Annotated in this window: 25 protein-coding genes; 17 read left to right on the top strand and 8 right to left on the bottom strand. The window is 51.2% G+C overall.

What is annotated here, in order from left to right; all coding sequences use genetic code 11:
- Nucleotides 1–210: 210 nt before the first annotated feature.
- Nucleotides 211–915, top strand: coding sequence for a FadR/GntR family transcriptional regulator (locus tag OGY15_RS13215; protein WP_151217203.1), 705 nt, complete (start codon nt 211–213; stop codon nt 913–915).
- 1 nt (nt 916) lies between these two features.
- Nucleotides 917–2,344, top strand: coding sequence for a multidrug transporter subunit MdtD (gene mdtD / locus OGY15_RS13210; protein ID WP_286539534.1), 1,428 nt, complete (start codon nt 917–919; stop codon nt 2,342–2,344).
- Here mdtD and rbsR read toward each other — a convergent pair.
- The 7 genes from rbsR to kup form a co-directional block, all read right to left on the bottom strand.
- Nucleotides 2,310–3,302 carry a ribose operon transcriptional repressor RbsR gene (gene rbsR, locus OGY15_RS13205; RefSeq protein WP_151217200.1) on the bottom strand — a complete coding sequence of 331 codons (993 nt, stop codon included), beginning with the start codon at nt 3,300–3,302 and terminating at the stop codon, nt 2,310–2,312. The two genes, mdtD and rbsR, sit on opposite strands and share 35 nt — an antisense overlap.
- 3 nt (nt 3,303–3,305) lie before the next feature.
- Nucleotides 3,306–4,235 (bottom strand): ribokinase, encoded by a 930-nt coding sequence (rbsK, locus tag OGY15_RS13200; protein ID WP_151217198.1) that lies wholly within the window; start codon nt 4,233–4,235, stop codon nt 3,306–3,308.
- A gap of 141 nt (nt 4,236–4,376) precedes the next feature.
- The gene (rbsB, locus tag OGY15_RS13195) at nt 4,377–5,267 is read right to left on the bottom strand and encodes a ribose ABC transporter substrate-binding protein RbsB (RefSeq protein ID WP_003023760.1); all 891 of its coding nucleotides are present in this window, start codon (nt 5,265–5,267) and stop codon (nt 4,377–4,379) included.
- A 24-nt stretch (nt 5,268–5,291) separates the two neighbouring features.
- Nucleotides 5,292–6,257, bottom strand: coding sequence for a ribose ABC transporter permease (rbsC, locus tag OGY15_RS13190; RefSeq protein ID WP_003023762.1), 966 nt, complete (start codon nt 6,255–6,257; stop codon nt 5,292–5,294).
- Nucleotides 6,258–6,262: 5 nt separating this feature from the next.
- Nucleotides 6,263–7,768 carry a ribose ABC transporter ATP-binding protein RbsA gene (rbsA, locus tag OGY15_RS13185; protein WP_003023764.1) on the bottom strand — a complete coding sequence of 502 codons (1,506 nt, stop codon included), beginning with the start codon at nt 7,766–7,768 and terminating at the stop codon, nt 6,263–6,265.
- Nucleotides 7,769–7,775: 7 nt separating this feature from the next.
- Nucleotides 7,776–8,195 (bottom strand): D-ribose pyranase, encoded by a 420-nt coding sequence (rbsD, locus tag OGY15_RS13180; protein WP_151217196.1) that lies wholly within the window; start codon nt 8,193–8,195, stop codon nt 7,776–7,778.
- A gap of 192 nt (nt 8,196–8,387) precedes the next feature.
- Nucleotides 8,388–10,256: a low affinity potassium transporter Kup gene (gene kup / locus OGY15_RS13175; protein WP_151217194.1), complete on the bottom strand. Its 1,869-nt coding sequence runs from the start codon at nt 10,254–10,256 to the stop codon at nt 8,388–8,390.
- A 328-nt stretch (nt 10,257–10,584) separates the two neighbouring features.
- Between kup and ravA the strand changes: the two genes are divergently transcribed.
- Together ravA and viaA are read left to right on the top strand one after the other, a co-directional pair.
- Nucleotides 10,585–12,081, top strand: coding sequence for an ATPase RavA (gene ravA, locus OGY15_RS13170; RefSeq protein WP_286539530.1), 1,497 nt, complete (start codon nt 10,585–10,587; stop codon nt 12,079–12,081).
- Nucleotides 12,075–13,526, top strand: a complete 1,452-nt coding sequence (gene viaA, locus OGY15_RS13165) for an ATPase RavA stimulator ViaA (RefSeq protein ID WP_187259930.1) — start codon at nt 12,075–12,077, stop codon at nt 13,524–13,526. The genes ravA and viaA overlap by 7 nt, the downstream gene beginning before the upstream one ends.
- Nucleotides 13,527–13,529: 3 nt before the next feature.
- Here viaA and asnA read toward each other — a convergent pair whose 3' ends face one another.
- Entirely contained in the window at nt 13,530–14,522 is a 993-nt protein-coding gene (asnA, locus tag OGY15_RS13160; protein ID WP_151217189.1) for an aspartate--ammonia ligase, read from the bottom strand.
- Between the two features lie 151 nt (nt 14,523–14,673).
- Here asnA and asnC point away from each other — a divergent pair, with 151 nt between their 5' ends.
- The 13 genes from asnC to OGY15_RS13095 all read left to right on the top strand — a co-directional run bounded on the left by asnC (nt 14,674) and on the right by OGY15_RS13095 (nt 26,157).
- Nucleotides 14,674–15,132: a transcriptional regulator AsnC gene (gene asnC / locus OGY15_RS13155; protein ID WP_003023780.1), complete on the top strand. Its 459-nt coding sequence runs from the start codon at nt 14,674–14,676 to the stop codon at nt 15,130–15,132.
- Between the two features lie 89 nt (nt 15,133–15,221).
- A complete protein-coding gene (mioC, locus tag OGY15_RS13150) occupies nt 15,222–15,671 on the top strand; it encodes an FMN-binding protein MioC (RefSeq protein ID WP_151224050.1) in 450 nt (149 codons plus the stop codon).
- A 372-nt stretch (nt 15,672–16,043) separates the two neighbouring features.
- Entirely contained in the window at nt 16,044–17,933 is a 1,890-nt protein-coding gene (gene mnmG, locus OGY15_RS13145; RefSeq protein ID WP_286539526.1) for a tRNA uridine-5-carboxymethylaminomethyl(34) synthesis enzyme MnmG, read from the top strand.
- A gap of 101 nt (nt 17,934–18,034) precedes the next feature.
- Nucleotides 18,035–18,658 carry a 16S rRNA (guanine(527)-N(7))-methyltransferase RsmG gene (gene rsmG, locus OGY15_RS13140; RefSeq protein WP_151217183.1) on the top strand — a complete coding sequence of 208 codons (624 nt, stop codon included), beginning with the start codon at nt 18,035–18,037 and terminating at the stop codon, nt 18,656–18,658.
- Nucleotides 18,659–19,272: 614 nt separating this feature from the next.
- Entirely contained in the window at nt 19,273–19,653 is a 381-nt protein-coding gene (gene atpI, locus OGY15_RS13135) for a F0F1 ATP synthase subunit I (protein ID WP_151217181.1), read from the top strand.
- Between the two features lie 7 nt (nt 19,654–19,660).
- Nucleotides 19,661–20,476 carry a F0F1 ATP synthase subunit A gene (gene atpB, locus OGY15_RS13130; protein ID WP_151217179.1) on the top strand — a complete coding sequence of 272 codons (816 nt, stop codon included), beginning with the start codon at nt 19,661–19,663 and terminating at the stop codon, nt 20,474–20,476.
- A 46-nt stretch (nt 20,477–20,522) separates the two neighbouring features.
- The gene (gene atpE / locus OGY15_RS13125) at nt 20,523–20,762 is read left to right on the top strand and encodes a F0F1 ATP synthase subunit C (protein WP_003023794.1); all 240 of its coding nucleotides are present in this window, start codon (nt 20,523–20,525) and stop codon (nt 20,760–20,762) included.
- 59 nt (nt 20,763–20,821) lie between these two features.
- Nucleotides 20,822–21,292, top strand: coding sequence for a F0F1 ATP synthase subunit B (gene atpF / locus OGY15_RS13120; protein WP_003827022.1), 471 nt, complete (start codon nt 20,822–20,824; stop codon nt 21,290–21,292).
- Between the two features lie 14 nt (nt 21,293–21,306).
- Nucleotides 21,307–21,840 (top strand): F0F1 ATP synthase subunit delta, encoded by a 534-nt coding sequence (gene atpH / locus OGY15_RS13115; protein ID WP_286539522.1) that lies wholly within the window; start codon nt 21,307–21,309, stop codon nt 21,838–21,840.
- A gap of 12 nt (nt 21,841–21,852) precedes the next feature.
- Nucleotides 21,853–23,394, top strand: a complete 1,542-nt coding sequence (atpA, locus tag OGY15_RS13110; RefSeq protein WP_003023802.1) for a F0F1 ATP synthase subunit alpha — start codon at nt 21,853–21,855, stop codon at nt 23,392–23,394.
- Nucleotides 23,395–23,444: 50 nt separating this feature from the next.
- A complete protein-coding gene (atpG, locus tag OGY15_RS13105) occupies nt 23,445–24,308 on the top strand; it encodes a F0F1 ATP synthase subunit gamma (protein ID WP_003023804.1) in 864 nt (287 codons plus the stop codon).
- Nucleotides 24,309–24,334: 26 nt separating this feature from the next.
- Entirely contained in the window at nt 24,335–25,717 is a 1,383-nt protein-coding gene (atpD, locus tag OGY15_RS13100; protein WP_003023806.1) for a F0F1 ATP synthase subunit beta, read from the top strand.
- Between the two features lie 20 nt (nt 25,718–25,737).
- On the top strand, nt 25,738–26,157 hold the full coding sequence (locus tag OGY15_RS13095; RefSeq protein ID WP_003023809.1) for a F0F1 ATP synthase subunit epsilon: 420 nt from the start codon (nt 25,738–25,740) through the stop codon (nt 26,155–26,157).
- Nucleotides 26,158–26,373: the final 216 nt, after the last annotated feature.

Raw genomic sequence — 26,373 nt, 5'->3', positions numbered from 1 at the left:
TAATCCGTTGTTCCGTGTCAGTGGAGGCGCATTATAGGGAGTTATTTCAGGCTGACAAGGGGAAATTTAAAATAACTTTCTGAACGCGTATTTTTTCACCAAAATCACCATTAACATGCCATAAAATAAGCAAATTGCCGTTTTTGCAGCCGCAATCACAGTTCCTGGTGGCATACTAATGAATAAGAAAAAGAGTAAGGAAGAACATTCATGCCGTTAAATGCCCAACAGCTAGCCGCACAGAAAAACCTGTCCTACGTTTTGGCCGAAAAGCTGGCTCAGCGAATACTAAAAGGTGAATATGCACCAGGCGCGATACTGCCTGGTGAAATAGAGCTGGGCGATCAGTTTGGCGTAAGTCGTACCGCAGTAAGAGAAGCGGTAAAAACGTTAACGGCAAAGGGTATGGTATTACCGCGCCCGCGTATTGGTACACGCGTCATGCCGCAGGCAAACTGGAACTTCCTCGACCAGGAACTGCTCACCTGGTGGATGACGGAAGATAACTTCCCACAGGTCATTAAACATTTTCTGGTAATGCGTATCAGCCTGGAGCCTCAGGCATGTTTACTGGCGGCAACTATCGGCACGGCAGAACAGAAAGCGCATCTCAACACGCTGATGGAAGAGATGGTTGAGTTGAAAAGAAACTTCAGACGTGAGCGCTGGATTGAGGTTGATATCGCCTGGCATGAACACATCTATGAAATGAGTGCTAATCCGTTCCTTATCTCCTTTGCATCACTGTTCCATTCTGTTTACCAAACCTACTTTACTTCTATTACATATAACGATGTGGTTAAGCTGGATTTGCACCAGGCCATTGTCGATGCGATAGATGATAGCAATGGGGATCGCGCTTTCACTGCCTGTCAGGCATTGCTGATGGCACCGAACGTGCTACCGGATAAATAATATGTCAGAAAAGAAATCACGCAGTATGGCCGGACTACCGTGGATAGCTGCCATGGCCTTTTTTATGCAGGCATTAGACGCCACTATCCTAAATACTGCGTTACCCGCAATCGCACACAGCCTCAACCGCTCCCCACTTGCCATGCAATCGGCCATCATCAGTTATACCCTGACGGTGGCAATGCTGATCCCAGTGAGTGGCTGGTTGGCAGACAGGTTCGGCACCCGGCGCGTCTTTATGATAGCAGTTAGCCTGTTTACGCTGGGATCGTTGGCCTGCGCGCTGTCCAGCACCCTAAGCGAACTGGTGATTTTTCGCGTTATTCAGGGTATCGGCGGTGCCATGATGATGCCAGTTGCCCGTCTGGCATTATTGCGCGCTTACCCTCGCAGTGAACTACTTCCTGTACTTAACTTCGTAACCATGCCAGGACTTGTGGGGCCGATTTTAGGCCCGGTTTTAGGCGGGGTTTTGGTCACGTGGGCCAGTTGGCACTGGATCTTCCTGATTAATATTCCAATTGGCGTTGCCGGTATCTTCTATGCACGCAAATATATGCCGAACTTCACCACACCACGCCGTGGCTTTGATATGACCGGTTTTTTTCTGTTTGGTTTGAGCCTGGTGCTGTTTTCCAGTGGAGTTGAGCTGTTCGGTGAGAAGCTGGTCGCAACCTGGATAGCGCTCAGCATTATTCTTGCCAGCGTTTTGTTACTACTCGCCTACATTCGACACGCACGCCGTCATCCAACGCCGCTGATATCGCTACCTATTTTTAAGACCCGAACCTTTTCCGTCGGGATCGCCGGAAACCTTGCCACACGTCTGGGTACAGGGTGCGTACCTTTCTTAATGCCGCTGATGTTGCAGGTAGGCTTTGGATATCCGGCACTGATAGCCGGTTGCATGATGGCGCCAACAGCGCTGGGTTCAATACTGGCGAAATCGATGGTGACTCAAGTGCTGCGCCGACTCGGTTACAGGACAACATTGGTGGGTGTTACAGTATTTATTGGTCTGATGATTGCGCAGTTCGCATTGCAATCTCCCGCCATGCCGGTCTGGATGCTAATTCTGCCGTTGTTCATTTTAGGTATGGCGATGTCCACTCAGTTTACCTCAATGAATACCATCACTCTGGCGGATCTGACCGATGAAAACGCCAGCAGCGGCAACAGCGTGCTGGCCGTTACGCAGCAGTTATCAATCAGTTTAGGGGTCGCCATCAGCGCCGCCGTTCTGCGTATCTATGAAGGTATGGAAGGAACGAATACGGTCGAGCAGTTCCACTACACCTTTATGACGATGGGCGCTATCACGGTAGTGTCCGCGCTGATGTTCATGCTGCTAAAAGCCAAAGATGGACGTAACCTGATTAAAGAGCGACATAAGCCTAAACCGACCCCCGCTCCATCAAAACAGGAGTAAGCTGCAAGCGCTGTTGCTGCAATGCGGGCTGCGCCATTCGATGAATTAATACATCGATGGCCAGTTCGCCCAATTCATCTTTTGGTTGATGGATAGTCGTCAGCGGCGGCGTCATATAGCGCGCCAGCTCAATATCATCATATCCCACCACCGCCATATCCTGCGGAATGCGTAATCCTGACTGGTACAGAGCCTGATACGCGCCGACCGCCATGGCATCATTGCCGGTAAAAACGGCCTGCGGTCGCAGTTTATGCGACAGCAACGTCTGCATAGCCTCAAAGCCGCCGCCGAACTCAAAGTCACCGGTAATCTCGTAACCTTCAGGAACAAGCAAACCCGCCCGCTTCATTGCTTCACGATATCCTTCCAGACGTAAACGCGCCGGGGTTTTATCCAGCGGCCCGGTGATGCAGGCAATGCGCGTAAACCCTTTTTCAATCAGATGTTGAGTGGCTAAATCTCCGCCCAACAAGGAATTATCCTGAATCAGATCGCTTTCACCATCAAAAGGCGACCAGTCCATCATGACGGTCGGTATAGAAGGATAGCGTTGCATTATCTCCCTGGAAGGTTGATGTGTTTCCGTGCAGAGCAACAGCAAGCCGTCCACCCGTTTTTGCATCAACGTTTCCAGATTACGGTTCATGCGCTGTTCATCACCTTCGGTATTACACAGCACCAGGCTATAACCGCGTTCAAAACAGCTACGTTCAACGCCGCGTACGAGTTCGGAATAGAAGGGATTGGTACTGGCAGTAATTAACATGCCAATAGTGCGGGTCTGGTTTAACTTGAGACTACGCGCCAGTGCAGAGGGTGCGTAGTTAAGTTCTTTAATCGCCGCTTCAACTTTGTCAGTAACAGGCTCACTGACAAAGCGATCTTTATTAATGACGTGAGAAACCGTCGATGTGGAAACTCCCGCCAGGCGGGCGACGTCCTTCATTGTAGCCAAGCGTTACCTCTGCTGACTTAAAAACGCTTCTATTTCTTCGCGCCATGGAACGGAAGGCTGAGCGCCTTTACGGGTGACCGCAATCGCCGCAGCCGCATGCGCAAAACGGATCGCTTCAGGCAGCGGAGTCTCTTCCAGTAACGCTGTAATTAACGCGCCGTTAAAGGTATCCCCGGCGGCGATGGTATCCACAGCATCAACTTTAAAACCCGGTACTCGCTGACCTTCACCGTTTACGCTGGCCCACACACCGCGACTCCCTAAGGTAATCAATACAGTATGGATCCCCTTCGCGTGCAATGCCTGCGCCGCTTTGGCCGCATCTTTATCATTTTCAACCCGGATCCCCGTCAGCTTTTCAGCCTCGGTTTCATTCGGGGTAATAATATCCACCAGCGCCAGCAGCTCGTCAGAAAGTTCACGTGCCGGAGCTGGGTTAAGGGCGACCAGAGTCTTATTCTGATGGGCAATCTTTGCCGCAGCCAGTACGCTTTCGATCGGAGACTCTAACTGCATCAGCAAAGCGGACGCCTGCGCAATACGCTCATGCTGCGCTTCCACCAGTGCGGGCGAAAGTGCTGCGTTCGCACCAGCATGAATGCCAATGACATTCTCGCCTTCACCATTCACAAAAATCAACGCCACACCGGTCGATTCCCCCGAAATTACGCTAATCGGAGCAATATCGATATTATCTTTGGCTAACTGTTTACGAACACTTTCGCCAATATCATCATCGCCCGTACAGGCAATAAATGCGATATTCGCGCCACTCCGACCCGCAGCAACAGCCTGATTCGCGCCTTTACCGCCAAATGCCACCTGATAATGGCTACCGGTTACGGTTTCACCCGGTGTTGGGAAAGAGTTAAGGTTGAGGATGTGATCGGCATTGATACTGCCAAGAACAACGAGGTTGCCTGCGGTTTTCATATTTGGTGTTCCAAGTCAAAGTGCGCCACCGGGTTAGGGTGGCGCGTGCCCTGCTTTTCTTTTTACGCTTTCATCCTCAGAACAAGATCCATGGATGGCGTATTTATGTCTCCATCAGGTCGCGAGCGACCTGAATCGGTATTACTGCTTGATGACCAGCTTCAGGTCAACCGGATATTTAGCCTGAACCTTCTCGCCTTTCAGGACTTTATCCGCAGTCTCAACGCCTTTCGCGCCGATTTGATCCGGCAGCTGAGCAATGGTCGCAGCCAGTTTGCCATCATTTACTGCTTTTTCGCCATCTGGAGTGCCGTCAAATCCAACCACCATCACATCAGATTTACCCGCCGTTTGCAGCGCGCGCAACGCACCCAGCGCCATTTCATCGTTCTGAGCAAATACGGCCTGCACGTCTGGATGCGCGGTCAGCAGGTTCTGCATGACGTTCAGACCTTTAGTACGGTCGAAGTCTGCCGGCTGGCTGGCCAGGACGTTAAACTTGTGCGCCGCAACGGCCTGCTGGAAACCTTCGCCACGCTCACGCGCCGCAGAAGTACCGGCAATACCCTGTAGTTCGATAACTTTCGCGCCTTCACCTGCTTTCTTCGCGATGTAATCACCCGCAATTTTGCCGCCCAGCACGTTATCAGATGCAATATGGCTTACCACTTCGCCTTTAGACGCTACGCGGTCAAGGGTGATAACCGGAATTTTCGCCTGGTTCGCCATCTTCACGGCGTTACCCACTGCATCGGAGTCAGTCGGGTTGATCAGCAGAATTTTGGTCCCGCGAACCGTTAAATCCTGAACGTTAGCCAGCTCTTTCGCCGGGTTGTTTTGCGAGTCCAGAATCACCAGGTTGTAGCCCAGCTTATCTGCCTCTTTTTGCGCCCCATCCTTCAGAGAGACAAAGAACGGGTTGTTGAGGGTGGAGACCACCAGCGCAATGGTATCTTTCGCCATCGCATTCGCGCTCACGGTGGCGCTCAGCGCAACAGCAGAAACCAGGGTAGCCAGTTTTTTCATGTTCATATTTAAGATGTCCTGTAATCGTTGTTACTGCTTTTTGTTGTCTACCAGTACCGCCAGCAAAATCACCACCGCTTTGACGATCATCTGGTAATAGGAGGATACACCTAACAAATTCAAACCATTATTGAGGAAACCAAGAATCAATGCGCCGATCAGCGTCCCAACAATTCGTCCTTTACCACCCGCGAGGCTGGTACCGCCTAATACCACCGCAGCGATAGCATCCAGCTCATAGCCTGTACCTGCCGTCGGTTGCGCAGAGGAGAGGCGCGCGACTTCAATGATACCCGCCAGCGATGCCAGCAGACCGCACAGTGAGTAAACGATAATTTTGATTTTACTGACGCTGATTCCGGACAGACGCGTTGCCGCTTCGTTACCACCCAGTGCATAGATATAACGACCCAGACGCGTGTGGTGCAACATGTACCACGCTGCGAGGAAGACAATCCCCATGATCCACACTGGCGTAGGAACGCCTAATGGACGCCCAATCCCGAACCAACCAAACAGATCGGCATTATCAGTAAACCCGGTGTTTACCGGGCTGCCGTTGGTGTAAACCATGGTCACACCGCGCAGCAGCAACATCATCACCAGAGTCGCAATAAAGGCCTGCACGCGGCCTTTCGCGACAATCACCCCGGTTACCGCGCCAATGGCAGCGCCAAGCGCCAGAGCCGCAGCAACAGCCACCAGCGCATTGACTTCAATCCCTACAATCGAAGCCGCAACCGCACCGGTCAGCGCCAGCAAGGAACCGACGGACAGATCGATACCCGACGTCAGGATAACCAACGTCATCCCGACGGCCATAATGGCATTCACCGACGTTTGCTGGAGAATGTTGAACAGGTTATTAACGGTAAAAAAGTTAGGGCTCATGGTGGAAACAATCGCGATCAGCACTAACAGAGCGATGAGCGACTTTTGCTCCAGAAGCCATGCTTTAGTGAAATAACGGCGACCAGAAACAGCCTGGGTAGTCATCTTTTTTACTCCTGATTCACGCGATTAAGCTTGCCCACAGCGGCAGCCATTAATACTTCCTGAGTGGCCTGCTCGCGAGTGAATTCACCGCCGAGATGCCCTTCATGCATAACGATAATTCGATCGCTCATGCCCAATACTTCTGGCATCTCAGAAGAGACCAGAATGATACTCAACCCATCAGCCTTAAACTGGTTGATAAGCTGATAGATTTCTTTTTTCGCCCCAACGTCGACGCCGCGCGTCGGCTCATCGAGGATCAGAACTTTTGGACGGGTCATCAGACCGCGTGCAATCGCTACTTTCTGCTGGTTACCGCCGGAGAGCAGGCCGATAGCCTGTTCCATCGATGGCGTTTTAACATTGAACAGGCGAATAAAATCCCCTACAGCCTGCTGCTCGTCTTTATGTTTAAGGCTTCCACCTGCGCGACTAAAATAACGCAGTGCGGTCAGTGACATGTTCTCTTTCACCGACATGCCGAGCACTAAACCATCGCGTTTACGGTCTTCAGAAATATAGACGATGCCGTTAGCCAGTCCATCCTGCGGCGAACGGGTGACAACTTCATGGCCATCAAGCGTGACGTAGCCGCTGGTACGCGGCAATGCGCCGTACAACACCTTCATCAGCTCGGTACGCCCAGCCCCCATCAGCCCCGATACGCCAAGGATCTCACCTTTACGCAGCGTGAATGACACATCATTTACGCCAGGACCGCACAGATTATCGACCTTCAGGCGAATATCACCCGGCGCTTTTTCCAGACGCGGGTACTGATCTTCCAACTTACGTCCCACCATCATTTCAATCAGCGAGTCTTCGGTAAGCGATGCGACTTCACGCTCGGCAATAAACTGCCCGTCGCGGAAGACGGTTACGTCGTCGCAAATCTCGAAGATCTCTTTCATGCGGTGAGAAATATAGACAATGCCGCGTCCCTGGGATTTCAGTTCGCGAATGACGCGGAACAGGGATTCGGTTTCAGTATCGGTGAGGGCATCCGTCGGTTCATCCATAATGATGACCTTCGATTCAAAGCTCAGCACTTTAGCAATTTCGACCATCTGCTGATCGCCAATCGACAGCTCACCGACCAGTCTGTCGCTTTTAAAGCGCAGATTCAGTTTGGCGAGCAGCAGATCGGCTTCGGCGTACATCTTCTTCCAGTCTATTTTGCCAAAGCGATTCACAAACTCGCGACCGAGAAAAATATTCTCGGCGATAGTGAGTTGCGGGATCAGGTTCAGCTCCTGGTGGATAATACCGATTCCGGCTTCCTGGGAAGATTTTGGGCCGTTAAAAGTGGTCTCTTTCCCCAGCCACAATAAGGAACCGGCATCACGGGTATAGATTCCGGTCAGCACCTTCATCATGGTGGATTTGCCCGCGCCGTTTTCGCCCACCAGCGCCATTACGCGGCCTGGATAGACATTCAGCGCGGCGCCGGATAGCGCTTTTACGCCCGGGAACGCTTTATCGATCCCTTTGAGTTGCAGTAATGCGTTCATGATGGCCTCAGAACGTGACGCCAGCACAGAGAATGATATTCGCATACGGAGAACATTCTCCGCTGCGAATTACCGCCTGACTGTCTGCGGTTTGTTTTTTGAATTGTTCATGCGTGGTGTAACGAATTTCTATGGTGTTTCCCTGGTGTTGTTGCAGTTGCTCAATGTGACTGAGCAACGTTTCGTGGAGTTGCGGATTATGTTGTTTAATTTCCGACGCGAGAATGGCCGCCTCGACCTGCATTTCACGAGTAACCACATCCAATACCTGCATAAAAGAAGGTACGCCCTGAGTTAATGCCATATCAATACGCGTTGTGTTGTTAGGGATGGGTAAACCTGCATCACACACCACCAGCGTATCGGTATGCCCCAGACGAGAGATCACCGATGAAATTTCAGAGTTGAGTACCGTGCCTTTCTTCATTTTCTTTCCCCACTAGCGAAACGTTTCGCTGAAAATAAGTGTAGTTCGAAGAGTGGACAGAAAACCACCGCGACGTTACGAAAATGTGATCACCATCGAAACGTTTCGCAAGGATTATCATTCGATGAAATGAAAACTGGGAGGAACAAAACAAAACGCCCCCTTTCGCGATGAAAGAGGGCGTCCATGAGATTAAATCTCGACCTGCGTACCGAGCTCGATAACCCGGTTTGGTGGGATTTCAAACTGGTCTGGCGCACGCAGCGCATTGCGCTGCAACAGCAGATACAACTTGCCGCGCAGGCGCAAATACCATGGTCGCTTACCAACAATCAACGACTCGTGCGACATGAAGAAGGAGGTTTCCATCATCCGACAACTTAAGCCTTCCAGACCACAGCGATGGAACACTTCCTCGACGTTCGGCGTTTCACGCCAACCGTAGCTGGCCACTACGCGCCAGAAAGTTGGCGATAACTGCTCAATCTGCACCCTACGCACGTTGTGTACATAGGGTGCATCTTCAGTACGCAGCGTCAGCAGAATCACGCGTTCGTGCAACACCTTGTTATGCTTTAGGTTATGCAAAAGCGCAAACGGGATGACGTTCAACGCACGGGACATATATACCGCCGTTCCCGGCACGCGTACTGGTGGGGATTTCTCCAGCGAGGCAATCATCGCCTCCAGAGAGTTGCCGTGCTCATGCATGCGACGCAGCAGACGGAAACGCTCGCTTTTCCAGGTGGTCATAATGGTGAACATCACCAGACCCAGCGTCAGAGGCAGCCAACCGCCGGAAATCAGTTTATCGAGGTTCGCGGAGAACAGCGGAACATCGACGCATAAGAACGCTACCAGGATCAGGAAGACAAAGTATTTATTCCAGTGCCAGTTTTTACGCGCCACGGTGGTAGACAGAATAGACGTCAGTACCATCGTCCCCGTTACCGCAATCCCGTACGCCGCGGCCAGATTACTGGAGTGTTCAAAGCTCACAATCACGATAACCACCGCAAAATAGAGCATCCAGTTAACGAAAGGAATGTAGATCTGGCCCGACTCCATTTCCGAGGTATGGATAATACGCATTGGCGATAAATATCCCAGACGTACGGCCTGACGCGTCAGCGAGAAGACGCCGGAGATAACCGCCTGCGAAGCGATTACCGTCGCCAGCGCGGCGAGAATCAGTAGCGGGATCAACGCCCACTCCGGCGCCAACAGGAAGAACGGGTTTTTGATCGCCTCAGGATGCTTTAACAGTAACGCCCCCTGACCAAAATAGTTCAGTACCAGCGAAGGCAACACGACAGAGAACCAGGCCAGACGAATCGGCAACTTACCGAAGTGGCCCATATCAGCATACAGCGCTTCAACACCGGTAATCGACAACACCACGGCCCCCAGCGCAATAAAGGACAATGTTTTGAATTCGAGAAAGAAATGCACCGCCCAATACGGATTTAGCGCCTGCAGTACTTCCGGATTGCCAATAATACTTCGCACGCCTAATACCGCCAGTGTCAGGAACCACAGCAACATAATCGGCGCAAACAGCTTACCGACCATGCCGGTACCGTGTTTTTGAATCAAAAACAGCAGGGTCAGTACGATTATCGAGAGCGGAACAATCCAGGTATCCAGTTGCGGGGCAATGATCTCCAGGCCTTCAATCGCCGACATCACCGAAATGGCAGGCGTTATCACCACTTCTCCATAAAAGAAGCTGCCGCCAATCAACCCCATAATCACCAGCATGGAGGTGGTTCGCGCCGAGGTATTGCGCCCGGCTAATGACATCAGCGTCAGGATCCCACCTTCTCCGGCGTTATCAGCGCGCATGACAAACGTCAGGTATTTAATAGAGACAACAAAGATCAACAGCCAGAAAATCAGCGAGAGAAAGCCAAATACTGCATCACGTTCAACGCCAAAACCAAACTGGCCGGATAAACATTCACGAAGCGTATAAAGTGGGCTGGTACCAATATCACCGTAGACAACCCCAATGGCCGCAAGGGTAATCGCAGACAATGATTGTTTATTATCAGTGCTCATAGACTCGTCTTTCGTTTATACACCTCATCTTTCACGCCACTCCGTCTGGGCTGCATTCGTTATTTCCCCATCCCAGGAGAAAACTCCATTGCCACCTTGGTGTAGATTGATTGATTTGGTGTATATATAAGAAATGTGTGCGTCGTCCCTTGGCCCACAAAAAGGCGCACAGTATGCACGATTAATCATAAAATCGTACCCCTAAATGTGACCAGATTAATCTGGCTCAAAGAAAACTTAGCGCACCTTCAGTCTATTAATGTACAGGTGTGGAGCATCTATACTCGCAGTTCACGCAGTACATTTGGCGAAAGGACGCCACTTCATTATGGCTCACCCACATTTATTAGCGGAAAGAATTTCCCGTCTGAGCAATGCGCTGGAAAAGGGACTTTATGAACGTAGCCACGCCATTCGTCTGTGTCTGCTGGCTGCACTCAGCGGCGAGAGCGTTTTCTTATTAGGCCCTCCCGGGATAGCGAAAAGCTTAATTGCCCGCCGACTGAAGTTTGCTTTTCAAAATGCGCGCGCTTTCGAATACCTGATGACGCGCTTCTCTACGCCAGAAGAGGTCTTCGGCCCACTGTCCATTCAGGCGCTTAAAGACGAAGGTCGCTATGAACGCTTAACGGCAGGCTATCTTCCTGAAGCTGAAATCGTCTTTCTTGATGAAATCTGGAAGGCGGGCCCGGCGATTCTTAACACCCTGCTGACCGCCATTAACGAACGCCACTTCCGCAACGGCGCGCATGAAGAGAAAATCCCGATGCGCCTGCTGGTGGCAGCCTCCAACGAACTGCCAGAAGCAGACAGCAGCCTGGAAGCGCTGTATGACCGTATGCTGATACGCCTGTGGCTGGATAAAGTTCAGGACAAAGCCAACTTCCGCTCAATGCTGCTAAGTCAGCAAGATGAAAGCGACAACCCGGTCCCGGCGTCATTACAGGTGACGGATGAAGAGTATTACCAGTGGCAAAAAGACATTGGCGCCATCAAGCTTCCCGATCGCGTGTTTGAGCTTATTTTCACCCTACGTCAGCAGCTGGACACGCTACCGAATGCCCCCTACGTGTCCGATCGTCGCTGGAAAAAAGCCATTCGCTTGCTCCAGGCCAGCGCCTTCTTTAGCGGACGTGATGCGGTCGTCCCTATTGACCTCATCCTGTTGAAAGATTGCCTGTGGTACGACGCACAAAGCCTGAATCTGATGCAGCAGCAGCTGGAAATATTGATGACCGGGCACGCCTGGCAGCAGCAGGCTATGCTGACGCGTTTGGGCAGCATTGTGCAACGTCGCATTCAGCTCCAGCAGCAGCAAAGCGATAAAACTGCGTTCACGGTGATCCGTCAGGGCGGCATGTTCAGCCGTCGTCCTCATTATGATTTACCGCCGGAAGCCACATCCTCAATCCTGACATTACTGCTGCAAAAGCCCCTGAAGCTGCATGATATGGAAGTCATCCATATTGCTTTTGATCGTAGCGCACTGGAACTGTGGCTAACCAAAGGCGGTGAGATCCGCGGAAAATTAAACGGGATCGGTTTTGCTCAGACGCTGAACATGGAAGTGGATAGCGCACAACACCTGGTCGTACGCGACGTCAGTTTGCAAGGATCTCGTCTGGCGCTGCCAAGTTCATCACAAGAAAGTATGCCTGCAGAGATAAAACAAGAGCTTGAAGCGCTTGATAACGAGTGGCACCAGCAGCACAGCGCATTTAGCGAACAACAAAAGTGCCTGTTTATTCATAATGACTGGTTAGGCCGCATAGAAGCCAGTCTACAGGATGTCGGGATGCAAATCCGCCAGGCGCAACAATGCTAACCCTTGATACGCTCAACATCATGCTGGCAGTCAGCGAAGAGGCGATGATCGAAGAGATGATCGTCGCCCTGCTGGCTTCTCCGAAGATGGTGGTTTTTTTTAAAAAATTCCCGCGCCTCAAAAAAGCGATCGCTGAAGATATACCGCGCTGGCGTGAATCTTTGCGTAGTCGGCTCAAAGATACCCATGTGCCGCCGGAGTTGGCGGAAGAGGTCATTTGTTATCAACAAAGTCAGCTCCTCTCTCATGCACAGTTTATCGTCCAGCTACCGCAAATATTGTCGTTATTGCACCGCCTCCATTCACCGTGGGCCGGACAAGCGCAGCAGTTAGTCGATGACAACAACACGTTTACGCCCGCCCTGCATACGCTTTTTCTCCAGCGCTGGCGCCTGAGTCTGGTAGTGCAAACCACCACGCTGAATCAACAATTGCTGGAAGAAGAGCGTGAACATTTGCTCAGCGAAGTACAGGAGCGGATGACTCTCAGCGGGCAACTGGAACCCGTCCTGGCAGAAAATGACAACGCCGCGGGTCGGTTGTGGGATATGAGCGCTGGTCAAATCAAGCGCGGTGATTATCAGCTGATGGTGAAATACGGCGAATTTCTGACGCAACAACCTGAACTCCAGCGTCTGGCTGAGCAATTAGGTCGTTCCAGAGAAGCGAAATCCGTGCCGCGTAAAGATGCGCCAATGGAAACCTTCCGTACGCTGGTGCGCGAACCGGCAACCGTACCGGAGCAAGTGGATGGCATCCAGCAAAGCGACGATATCCTGCGCCTGCTGCCGCCTGAACTGGCGACGCTGGGCATTACCGAACTGGAATACGAGTTCTACCGTCGGCTGGTGGAAAAACAACTGCTGACCTATCGCCTGCACGGCGAAGCGTGGCGTGAAAAAGTCACGGAACGGCCTGTGGTGCATCAGGATTTTGACGAGCAGCCGCGCGGGCCTTTTATCGTCTGCGTCGATACCTCGGGATCGATGGGCGGATTTAATGAGCAATGTGCGAAAGCCTTTTGCCTGGCGCTAATGCGCGTCGCTCTTGCCGATAACCGGCGCTGTTTCATTATGCTGTTTTCAACAGAAGTGGTGCGCTATGAGCTGTCCGGTCCGGAGGGTATCGAACAGGCGATCCGTTTTTTAAGTCAGCGCTTTCGCGGCGGTACAGATATCGCCAGCTGTTTTCGCGCCATTATTGAGCGCATGCAGGGTCGGGAATGGTTTGATGCCGATGCGGTGGTGATCTCAGATTTTATCGCTCAGCGATTACCCGATGAGGTCGTCAATAAAGTGGGTGAATTGCAGCGAGTTCACCAGCATCGTTTTCATGCAGTGGCGATGTCAGCACACGGAAAACCCGGCATCATGCGCATTTTCGATCATATCTGGCGCTTTGATACCGGGATGCGAAGTCGCCTGCTCAGACGCTGGCGGCGTTAATTCTTACAGCAGAGAAGCGACGCTTTCACGTACCTGAGCCGGCCATACGCCACACTGAACCTGACCAATGTGCGGTAATTGTAGCAACAGCATGGTCAAACGCGACTGCCCAATCCCTCCACCAATCGTCTGCGGCATTTCACCGCGCAGCAGCGCCTGGTGCCATTCCAGACTCAGGCGATCTTCATCACCGGTCAAAGACAGCTGGTGTTTCAGAGCGTCAGCATCCACACGAATCCCCATAGAAGACAGCTCAAACGCATCTTCCAGTACCGGGTTCCAGACCAGAATATCTCCGTTCAAACCGGCATGGCCCAGATCAGACGCTGAACTCCAGTCATCATAATCTGGCGCACGCACATCATGGCGATGACCATCACTGAGTTTGCCGCCGATCCCCACCAGGAATACCGCGCCCAACTCTTTAGCGATCGCACGTTCACGACCTTTTGCATCAAGATCCGGATAACGAGATAACAGCTCCTGACTATGAACAAAGTGGATCTGCTCTGGCAGGAACGGTGCCAGACCAAACTCTTTGCTAACCGCAGCTTCGGTAGCCTTAATTCCTGCCCAGATAGCCTCTACCGTGCTTTTCAGAGTAGAAAATTGACGCTCGCCGTCGCCCATCACGCGCTCCCAGTCCCACTGGTCAACATACACTGAGTGCAGCGGGGAGAGGCGATCTTCATCGGGACGCAGGGCTTTCATGTGCGTGTACAGCCCTTCGCCTGCGCTAAAGTCATGTTGTCCTAACGTTTGACGCTTCCACTTCGCCAGGGAATGAACCACTTCGAATTGAGCGTCCGGCAATGCTTTAACCTTCACCTGCACCGCTTTTTCACAGCCCGACAAGTTATCCTGCGTGCCATCTCCTACGCGGCTGAGGATCGGTGCCTGAACTTCAATCAGGCCTAAACGCTCTTCCAGCTGACGAGAAAAATGAGATTTTACGAAGCTAATTTGACGTTGTTTGGCAATGTAAGCGGTTTTCATTATGTGTACTCCTGTGTCCTGTTGCCTATGATTAAGCAACAGAATGGAGGTAATATTCAATAATCAACAAACAAAAAGCCGACTTCGATTTTGATTCGTTAAAAATAGCGGCTAAAATAGAATGAATCATTAATCTATATAAGAAAAACCTATGGAAAATTATCAGATCGACAATCTGGACCGCGGCATTCTTGACGCCCTGATGGAAAATGCCCGCACCGCGTACGCTGAATTAGCCAAACAGTTCGGCGTCAGCCCGGGGACAATTCACGTTCGTGTAGAAAAGATGAAGCAGGCTGGGATCATTACCGGCGCGCGAATTGATGTCAGTCCCAAACAGTTGGGCTATGACGTTGGCTGCTTTATCGGCATCATCCTGAAAAGTGCGAAAGACTATCCGTCGGCGCTGGCCAGACTGGAAAGCCTCGATGAAGTGACCGAAGCATATTACACCACCGGGCACTACAGCATCTTTATTAAGGTAATGTGCAAATCGATCGATGCGTTGCAGCAGGTACTTATCAACAAGATCCAAACAATTGATGAAATTCAGTCCACTGAAACCCTGATCGTCCTGCAGAACCCGATCATGCGCACCATCAAGCCATGATCGTTTTTTTTAATCCCCCATTTTTCCACAGGTAGATCCCAGCTCGCTCACAGCGTACAATACGCCCTCTTTATAAAGGTGGGCGATCAATGGCAGACATCACTCTTATCAGCGGCAGCACGCTTGGCAGTGCGGAATATGTAGCAGAGCATCTGGCTGAAAAGCTGGACGACGCTGGTTTTTCCAGCGAAATACTGCATGGACCAATGCCTGAAGAGGTCCCGACTGACGGGATCTGGCTGATGATTAGCTCCACACACGGAGCAGGAGACATTCCTGACAACCTGCAGCCTTTATATGATGCCTTACGCGAGCAGAAACTGGACTTGTCACAAGTGTACTTTGGCGCAATCGGGATCGGCAGTCGTGAATATGACACTTTTTGCGGCGCAATCGACAAGCTGGAAGCCGAACTGAAAGCCTGTGGGGCAAAACAGGTAGGCGAAACGCTCAGGATCAACGTACTGGAACATGAAATTCCGGAAGATCCGGCTGAAATTTGGCTGGGATCCTGGCATCCATTGCTCAGAGATTTGTAAAGATCGTACTTTTTTATGTGGATAACTCTGGTTAAAAGCTTGGATCAACCGGTAGTTATCCCAAGAACAACCGTTGTTCAGTTTTTGAGTTGTGTATAACCCTTCATTCTGATCCCAGCTTATACGGACCAGGATCACCGATCATTCACAGCTAATGATCCTCAACAACCTGTTGATCTTATTCAAAGGATCGCCCTTATCCACAGAAAGTCGCGATCCTAATAAGAGATCACAATAAAACAGATCTCTAAATAAAAAGATCTTCTTTTTAATACCCAGGATCCCAGGTCTTTCTCCATCGACTAAAGTTGAGTAGAATCCACGGCCCGGGCTTCAATCCATTTTCACACCGCGTTATGCGAGGCAATTACCATGTTTTATCAGGATCCTTTTGACGTCATCATCATTGGCGGGGGTCATGCAGGCACTGAGGCCGCGATGGCCGCGGCGCGAATGGGCCAACAGACCCTGCTTTTGACACACAATATCGACACTCTGGGGCAAATGAGCTGCAACCCGGCGATCGGCGGTATTGGGAAGGGACACCTGGTAAAAGAAGTGGATGCGCTTGGTGGGTTGATGGCAAAAGCGATCGACCATGCAGGCATTCAGTTTAGGATACTAAACGCCAGCAAAGGGCCTGCCGTTCGAGCTACTCGCGCTCAGGCCGATCGTGTGCTCTATCGCCAGGCTGTACGTACCGCACTGGAGAATCAACCCAACCTGATGATCTTCCAACAGGCGGTTGAAGATCTGATTGTTGAAAACGATCGTGTTGTGGGCGCAGTGACCCAAATGGGTCTGAAGTTCCGTGCCAAAGCGGTCGTGTTAACCGTGGGGACTTTCCTTGACGGCAAAATTCATATTGGTCTGGATAACTACAGCGGTGGCCGTGCCGGCGATCCGCCGTCTATTCCACTGTCACGCCGTCTGCGTGAACTGCCGCTGCGCGTCAGCCGCCTGAAGACCGGTACGCCGCCGCGTATCGATGCGCGCACGATTGATTTCAGCGTACTCGGTCAGCAGAACAGCGATAACCCGATGCCGGTCTTCTCGTTTTTGGGCGATGCCTCTCAGCATCCGCGCCAGATGCCGTGCTACATCACGCATACCAATGAAAAAACCCATGACGTGATCCGCAATAACCTCGATCGTAGCCCGATGTACGCAGGCGTGATCGAAGGTATCGGCCCACGTTATTGCCCGTCGATCGAAGACAAAGTGATGCGCTTTGCCGATCGTAACCAGCATCAGATCTTCCTTGAGCCGGAGGGACTGACGTCTAATGAAATTTACCCGAATGGCATCTCCACCAGCCTGCCGTTCGATGTGCAGATGCAAATTGTCCGTTCTATGCAGGGAATGGAAAATGCCAGAATCGTTCGTCCCGGCTACGCTATTGAGTACGATTTCTTCGATCCGCGCGACCTTAAACCTACTCTGGAAAGCAAATTCATCCAGGGTCTGTTCTTTGCTGGTCAGATCAACGGTACGACTGGTTATGAAGAAGCTGCCGCGCAAGGGATGCTGGCAGGTCTGAACGCCGCACGCTTGTCTGCTGACAAAGACGGCTGGGCACCGCGTCGCGATCAGGCTTATCTGGGTGTACTGGTGGACGATCTGTGTACGCTGGGTACGAAAGAACCGTACCGTATGTTCACCTCACGCGCTGAATACCGTTTGATGCTACGCGAAGATAACGCCGATCTGCGTCTGACCGAAATTGGCCGTGAGCTGGGACTGGTGGACGATGAGCGCTGGGCTCGCTTCAACGAGAAACTGGAGCGCATCGAACAAGAACGCCAGCGTCTCAAATCAACCTGGGTTAACCCGTTAGCGGAGTCTGTAGCAGAAGTGAATGCTCACCTGGCTACGCCTTTGTCACGTGAAGCCAGCGGTGAAGATTTGCTGCGTCGCCCGGATATGACCTATGCCCAGTTGACCTCTTTATCTGCGTTCGCACCTGCGCTTAACGATGCTCAGGCCGCGGAACAAGTTGAAATTCAGGTGAAATACGAAGGATATATCGCCCGTCAGCAGGAAGAGATCGAAAGACAACAGCGTAATGAGAACACCCTGTTGCCTGCAACGCTGGATTATCGTCAGGTCTCAGGTTTGTCGAATGAAGTCATTGCCAAACTGAACGATCACAAACCGGTATCGATCGGCCAGGCATCGCGTATTTCCGGCGTAACACCTGCCGCCATCTCCATTCTGCTGGTATGGCTGAAAAAACAAGGTATGCTGCGTCGCAGCGCTTGATATCACTTTTTGGCGGGAGCGCTTCGTTTGCCCGCCCTACATATTTGTCGGCCCGATAAGCGACAGCGCGTCGGGCAATAGATTATTTACAGGTAACGACCGTGCTCAACAAACTCTCTCGTCTGCTGGCTGATGCCGGTATTTCTCTTACCGATCACCAGAAAAATCAGCTGATTGCGTATGTCGATATGCTGCATAAATGGAACAAAGCGTACAACCTGACGTCGGTGCGGGATCCCAACGAAATGCTGGTGCGCCATATTCTGGACAGCATTGTCGTCGCGCCGTACCTGAAGGGCGAGCGTTTTATCGATGTCGGTACTGGGCCGGGCCTACCGGGGATCCCTCTCTCTATCGTGCGTCCTGAAGCGCATTTCACACTGCTGGATAGTCTGGGAAAACGCGTTCGTTTCTTGCGTCAGGTGCAGCATGAGCTTGCGCTTACTAACATCACTCCTGTGCAAAGTCGCGTTGAAGAATTCCCTTCAGAACCGCCGTTTGATGGGGTGATTAGCCGTGCTTTTGCGTCACTTAATGATATGGTGAGCTGGTGCCATCATTTACCAGGTCAGGATGGGCGTTTTTATGCGCTAAAAGGGCAGTTACCTGAAGATGAAATAGCCTCGTTGCCTGCAGAATTCAGCGTCGAGTCGGTCGAAAAATTACGCGTTCCGCAACTGGATGGTGAACGTCATCTGGTGGTTATTAAACCAAACAAAATTTAATTTTTATCAAAAAAAATAGAAAAAAAACGGCTCTTCAGGTGTTAAAAGTCATAGGGAATAGTGTGGTTAAATGTCGTTACATTTCACTAGTGTCTTACGGTTTTGCATCATAACTATAACGTAGCGTTTTTTGTTAAAAGCGAAACAAGTCAGCTATGAAAATATCAGCCTGCTAAAAATAGATTCAAAGAATCACCGTTCGTGTTAATTTTTTATTATAAATGTCAATGGGTGGTTTTTTTGTTGTTATTCGCTATTTTTAAAACAGTAACGAATTTTAGGCTTAAATATCAGAAAGTTGAAATGGCATCATTTGCCAAGTAAATAAATAGTGTCGGGGCGAATATGCTTAATATGTGATCTGGTGCACGCTTTGCAGCCAGTATTTACGCGGCTTTTGCAGTTTTGCATGATCGTTCACAGTTTGCATAAAAGTGATAAATGTGGGGTAGCGAAAAATATTTAAACATTTATTCACTTTTTAGCTACTTATTGTTTGAAATCGAGAAGCCGCACCGTATAATTTGACCGCTTTTTGATGCTTGACTCTAAGCCATAAAGAACGTTTTATACGACACGCGGCATACCTCGAAGGGAGCAGGAGTAAAAACGTGATGTCTATGTCGCTCTTGAGTCGAAACGTTGCTCGTAAGCTTTTGCTCACACAGTTTCTGGCGGTAACAGCAAGTGGACTGCTGTTTAGCCTCAAAGACCCTTTCTGGGGCATCTCCGCGTTGTGCGGTGGATTGGCAGTGTTACTGCCTAATGTGTTGTTTATGATATTTGCCTGGCGTCACCAGGCGCATACACCAGCTAAAGGTCGAGTAGCCTGGACGTTCGCTTTTGGCGAAGCCTTCAAGGTGTTAGCGATGCTGGTTTTGCTGGTGGTGGCGTTGGCTGTTTTGAAAGCGGTATTCATGCCGCTGATCGTTACGTGGGTTTTGGTGCTGGTGGTTCAGATACTGGCGCCGGCTGTAATTAACAACAAAGGGTAAAGGCATCATGGCTTCAGAAAATATGACGCCGCAGGATTACATAGGACACCATCTGAATAACCTTCAGTTGGACCTACGTACATTCTCGCTGGTGGATCCGCACAACCCCCCAGCCACCTTCTGGACGCTCAATATTGACTCCATTTTCTTCTCGGTGGTTCTGGGTCTGTTGTTCCTGCTTATGTTCCGTAGCGTGGCCAAAAAGGCGACCAGCGGCGTACCAGGTAAATTTCAGACCGCGATTGAGCTGGTAATCGGCTTTGTGAATGGTAGCGTGAAAGACATGTACCATGGCAAAAGCAAGCTGATTGCTCCGCTGGCCCTGACGATTTTCGTCTGGGTATTCCTGATGAACTTTATGGATTTACTGCCTATCGACCTGCTGCCGTACATCGGTGAGCATATCTTTGGCCTGCCGGCTCTGCGTGTGGTTCCGTCTGCTGACGTGAACATCACCCTGTCGATGGCGCTGGGCGTATTTATCCTCATTCTGTTCTACAGCATCAAAATGAAAGGCATCGGTGGCTTCGCGAAAGAGTTGACGCTGCAGCCGTTCAATCACTGGGCGTTCATCCCTATCAACTTAATCCTTGAAGGGGTAAGCCTGCTGTCCAAACCAATCTCACTTGGTCTGCGACTGTTCGGTAACATGTACGCTGGTGAGCTGATTTTCATTCTGATTGCTGGTCTGTTGCCGTGGTGGTCACAGTGGATCCTGAATGTGCCGTGGGCCATTTTCCACATACTGATTATCACGCTGCAAGCCTTCATATTTATGGTTCTGACGATTGTCTATCTGTCGATGGCATCTGAAGAGCATTAATTTACCAACACTACTACGTTTTAACTGAAACAAACTGGAGACTGTCATGGAAAACCTGAATATGGATCTGCTGTACATTGCTGCCGCTGTGATGATGGGTCTGGCGGCAATCGGTGCTGCGATCGGTATCGGCATCCTCGGGGGTAAATTCCTGGAAGGCGCAGCGCGTCAACCGGATCTGATTCCTCTGCTGCGTACTCAGTTCTTTATCGTTATGGGTCTGGTGGATGCAATCCCAATGATCGCTGTAGGTCTGGGTCTGTACGTGATGTTTGCTGTCGCGTAGTAAGCGTTGCTTGAATTAAGAGCAATATCAGAACGTTAACTAGATAGAGGCATTGTGCTGTGAATCTTAACGCAACAATCCTCGGCCAGGCCATCGCGTTTGTCCTGTTCGTTCTGTTCTGCATGAAGTACGTATGGCCGCCGTTAATGGCTGCCATCGAAAAACGTCAAAAAGAAATTGCTGACGGCCTTGCTTCTGCAGAACGAGCACATAAGGATCTTGACCTTGCAAAGGCCAGCGCGACCGACCAGCTGAAAAAAGCGAAGGCGGAAGCTCAGGTAATCATCGAGCAGGCGAACAAACGCCGCGCTCAGATCCTGGACGAAGCTAAAACTGAAGCAGAGCAGGAACGTACTAAAATCGTGGCACAGGCGCAGGCGGAAATTGACGCCGAGCGTAAACGTGCTCGCGAAGAGCTGCGTAAGCAAGTTGCTATCCTGGCTGTTGCTGGCGCCGAGAAGATCATCGAACGTTCCGTGGATGAAGCTGCTAATAGCGACATCGTGGACAAACTTGTCGCTGAACTGTAAGGAGGGAGGGGCTGATGTCTGAATTTATTACGGTAGCTCGCCCCTACGCCAAAGCAGCTTTTGACTTTGCCGTTGAGCACCAAAGCGTTGACCGTTGGCAGGATATGCTGACGTTTGCCGCTGAGGTGACAAAAAACGAACAAATGGCAGAGCTTCTTTCTGGCGCGCTGGCGCCGGAAACGCTCGCTGAGTCGTTTATCGCCGTGTGCGGTGAGCAGTTGGACGAAAGCGGCCAAAACCTGATTAAGGTAATGGCTGAAAATAACCGTCTGAATGCGCTCCCGGATGTTCTTGAGCAGTTTATTCACCTGCGTGCAGCCAGTGAGGCTATCTCTGAGGTAGAAGTCACTTCTGCCAATGCACTGAGTGATGAACAGCTTACGAAGATTAGTGCAGCGATGGAAAAACGTCTGTCACGCAAAGTTAAGCTGAATTGCAAAATCGATAAGTCTGTAATGGCAGGCGTAATCATCCAAGCGGGTGATATGGTCATTGACGGCAGCGTACGCGGCCGTCTTGAGCGCCTTGCAGACGTCTTGCAGTCTTAAGGGGACTGGAGCATGCAACTGAATTCCACCGAAATCAGCGAACTGATCAAGCAGCGCATTGCTCAGTTCAATGTTGTGAGCGAAGCTCACAACGAAGGTACTATTGTTTCTGTAAGTGACGGTGTTATCCGCATTCACGGCCTGGCCGATTGTATGCAGGGTGAGATGATTTCCCTGCCGGGTAACCGTTACGCTATCGCACTGAACCTGGAGCGCGACTCCGTAGGTGCAGTTGTGATGGGTCCATACGCTGACCTCGCCGAAGGCATGAAGGTTAAGTGTACGGGTCGTATTCTGGAAGTTCCGGTTGGCCGTGGTCTGCTGGGTCGTGTGGTGAACACTCTGGGTTCCCCGATTGACGGTAAAGGTCCGGTTGATAACGATGGCTTCTCGCCAATCGAAGTTATCGCACCTGGCGTAATCGAACGTCAGTCCGTCGACCAGCCAGTACAGACCGGTTATAAATCGGTTGATGCCATGATCCCAATCGGTCGTGGCCAGCGTGAGCTGATCATCGGTGACCGTCAGACGGGTAAAACCGCAATGGCAATCGATGCCATCATCAACCAACGTGACTCCGGCATTAAATGTGTGTACGTGGCTATCGGCCAGAAAGCGTCTACCATTTCTAACGTGGTGCGTAAACTGGAAGAACACGGCGCACTGTCCAACACCATCGTTGTTGTGGCGACCGCGTCTGAATCCGCTGCACTGCAATACCTGGCACCATATGCCGGTTGCGCAATGGGCGAATACTTCCGTGACCGCGGCGAAGATGCGCTGATCGTTTACGATGACCTGTCTAAACAGGCTGTGGCTTACCGTCAGGTTTCCCTGCTGCTCCGTCGTCCGCCAGGACGTGAAGCATTCCCGGGCGACGTATTTTACCTCCACTCCCGTCTGCTGGAACGCGCATCCCGCGTTAACGCGGAATACGTTGAGAAGTTCACCAATGGTGAAGTTAAGGGTAAAACCGGCTCCCTGACCGCTCTGCCGATTATCGAAACCCAGGCGGGTGACGTTTCTGCGTTCGTTCCGACCAACGTAATTTCCATTACCGATGGTCAGATCTTCCTGGAAACTAACCTGTTTAACTCCGGTATTCGTCCGGCAGTTAACCCGGGTATTTCCGTATCTCGTGTAGGTGGCGCAGCGCAGACCAAGATCATCAAGAAACTGTCCGGTGGTATTCGTACCGCACTGGCGCAGTATCGTGAACTGGCAGCGTTTTCTCAGTTCGCTTCCGACCTGGATGAAGCTACGCGTAAGCAGCTGAGCCACGGTCAGAAAGTAACTGAACTGCTGAAGCAGAAACAGTATGCCCCAATGTCTGTTGCACAGCAGGGTGTGGTGCTGTTCGCGGCTGAACGCGGTTACCTCGAAGATGTGGAACTGGCGAAAATCGGTAGCTTCGAAGCCGCTCTGCTGGCTTATGTTGACCGTGACCACGCTCCGCTGATGCAAGAGATCAACCAGTCCGGTGGCTATAACGATGAAATCGAAGGCAAGCTGAAAGCTATCCTCGATTCCTTCAAGGCAACCCAGTCCTGGTAACGTCTGGCGGTCTGCTTTAGGGCGGACCGCAAGGCATTGAGGAGAAGCTCATGGCCGGCGCAAAAGAGATACGTAGTAAGATCGCAAGCGTCCAGAACACGCAGAAGATCACTAAAGCGATGGAGATGGTCGCCGCTTCCAAAATGCGTAAATCGCAGGATCGCATGGCGGCCAGCCGTCCTTATGCAGAGACCATGCGCAAAGTGATTGGTCACCTTGCGAATGGTAATCTGGAATATAAGCACCCTTACCTGGAAGAACGCGACGTTAAACGCGTGGGCTACCTGGTGGTGTCGACCGACCGTGGTCTGTGCGGTGGCTTGAACATTAACCTGTTCAAAAAGCTGCTGGCGGATATGAAAACATGGTCCGATAAAGGCGTTCAGTGCGATATCGCAATGATCGGCTCTAAGGGCGTGTCTTTCTTTAATTCCGTTGGCGGTAATGTGATTGCTCAGGTAACCGGTATGGGAGATAACCCTTCCCTGTCGGAACTGATCGGTCCGGTTAAAGTGATGCTGCAGGCCTACGATGAAGGTCGCCTGGACAGACTGTACGTTGTCAGCAACAAATTTATTAACACCATGTCTCAGACGCCAACCATCACGCAACTGCTGCCTCTGCCGGCATCAGATGATGATGAGTTGAAGCGTAAATCCTGGGATTACCTGTATGAGCCGGACCCGAAAGCGCTGCTGGATACCCTGCTGCGTCGTTATGTCGAGTCTCAGGTTTATCAGGGCGTGGTAGAAAACCTGGCCAGCGAGCAGGCCGCACGTATGGTGGCGATGAAAGCCGCGACCGACAATGGCGGCAGCCTGATTAAAGAGCTGCAGTTGGTATACAACAAAGCTCGTCAGGCCAGCATTACTCAGGAACTCACCGAGATCGTCGGTGGTGCATCCGCGGTATAACCAGGTTAATTCGTAGAGGATTCAAGATGGCTACTGGAAAAATTGTCCAGGTAATCGGCGCCGTGGTTGACGTCGAATTCCCTCAGGATGCCGTACCGCGCGTGTACGATGCTCTTGAGGTTATGAATGGTAAAGAGAGCCTGGTGCTGGAAGTTCAGCAGCAGCTCGGCGGCGGTATCGTGCGTACCATCGCTATGGGTTCTTCCGACGGTCTGCGTCGTGGTCTTGAAGTTAAAGACCTCGAGCACCCGATCGAAGTCCCGGTAGGTAAAGCAACTCTGGGTCGTATCATGAACGTCCTGGGGCATCCGATCGACATGAAAGGCGATATCGGTGAAGAAGAGCGTTGGGCTATCCACCGCGCGGCACCTTCCTACGAAGAGCTGTCAAGCTCTCAGGAACTGCTGGAAACTGGTATCAAAGTTATCGACCTGATGTGTCCGTTCGCTAAGGGCGGTAAAGTTGGTCTGTTCGGTGGTGCGGGTGTAGGTAAAACCGTAAACATGATGGAGCTGATCCGTAACATCGCGATCGAACACTCCGGTTACTCTGTGTTTGCGGGCGTAGGTGAACGTACTCGTGAGGGTAACGACTTCTACCACGAAATGACCGACTCCAACGTTCTGGACAAAGTATCTCTGGTATATGGCCAGATGAACGAGCCGCCGGGAAACCGTCTGCGTGTTGCGCTGACCGGTCTGACCATGGCTGAGAAGTTCCGTGACGAAGGTCGTGACGTTCTGCTGTTCGTTGATAACATCTATCGTTATACCCTGGCCGGTACAGAAGTATCTGCACTGCTGGGTCGTATGCCATCAGCGGTAGGCTACCAGCCGACCCTGGCGGAAGAGATGGGTGTTCTGCAGGAACGTATCACCTCCACCAAAACCGGTTCTATCACCTCCGTTCAGGCGGTATACGTACCAGCGGATGACTTGACTGACCCATCCCCAGCAACCACCTTTGCTCACTTGGATGCAACCGTGGTACTGAGCCGTCAGATCGCATCTCTGGGTATCTACCCGGCAGTTGACCCGCTGGATTCCACCAGCCGTCAGCTGGATCCGCTGGTTGTTGGTCAGGAACACTACGACACCGCGCGTGGCGTACAGTCCCTGCTGCAGCGTTATCAGGAACTGAAAGACATTATCGCCATCCTGGGTATGGATGAACTGTCTGAAGAAGATAAACTGGTGGTAGCACGTGCGCGTAAAATTCAGCGCTTCCTGTCCCAGCCGTTCTTCGTTGCGGAAGTATTCACCGGTTCTCCGGGCAAATACGTTTCCCTGAAAGACACCATCCGTGGCTTTAAAGGCATCATGGAAGGCGAATACGACCACCTGCCAGAGCAGGCGTTCTACATGGTTGGTTCTATCGACGAAGCCGTGGAAAAAGCCAAAAAACTTTAACGCCTTAATCGGAGGGTGATATGGCAATGACTTACCACCTGGACGTCGTCAGCGCAGAGCAACAAATGTTCTCTGGTCTGGTCGAAAAAATCCAGGTAACGGGTAGTGAAGGTGAACTGGGTATTTTCCCGGGTCACGCACCGCTGCTCACCGCCATTAAGCCTGGTATGATCCGCATCGTTAAACAGTTCGGTCATGAAGAGTTTATCTACCTGTCCGGCGGCATTCTCGAAGTGCAGCCAGGCAGCGTGACCGTTCTGGCTGATACCGCGATTCGCGGACAGGATCTCGATGAAGCGAGAGCCCTGGAAGCGAAGCGTAAGGCTGAAGAGCACATCAAGAGCTCTCATGGTGACGTGGATTACGCTCAGGCATCTGCGGAACTGGCCAAAGCGATCGCGAAACTGCGCGTTATCGAGTTGACCAAAAAAGCGATGTAACACCGGCTTGAAAGCACAAAGGCCAGTCTGGTTTCCAGGCTGGCTTTTTTTTTGGTTTTGTTGCAAGAACATTTAAATTAAAAGCTGTTTTGTGATTTAGATCATAAAAACATTGATTGGCTAAAAAATGCGGCGTAGACTCTTTTTTATGTGATGTATGTCACAAAATAAACTCGGATAAAAAGAGATGCCAACATGAAATTACTCAATAAAATC

The organism is Citrobacter sp. Cu231 (assembly GCF_030332265.1).
Taxonomy (GTDB): domain Bacteria; phylum Pseudomonadota; class Gammaproteobacteria; order Enterobacterales; family Enterobacteriaceae; genus Citrobacter; species Citrobacter meridianamericanus.
The sequence above is the reverse complement of the archived record's forward strand: the minus strand, read 5'-3'. Positions and strand labels throughout refer to the sequence as shown.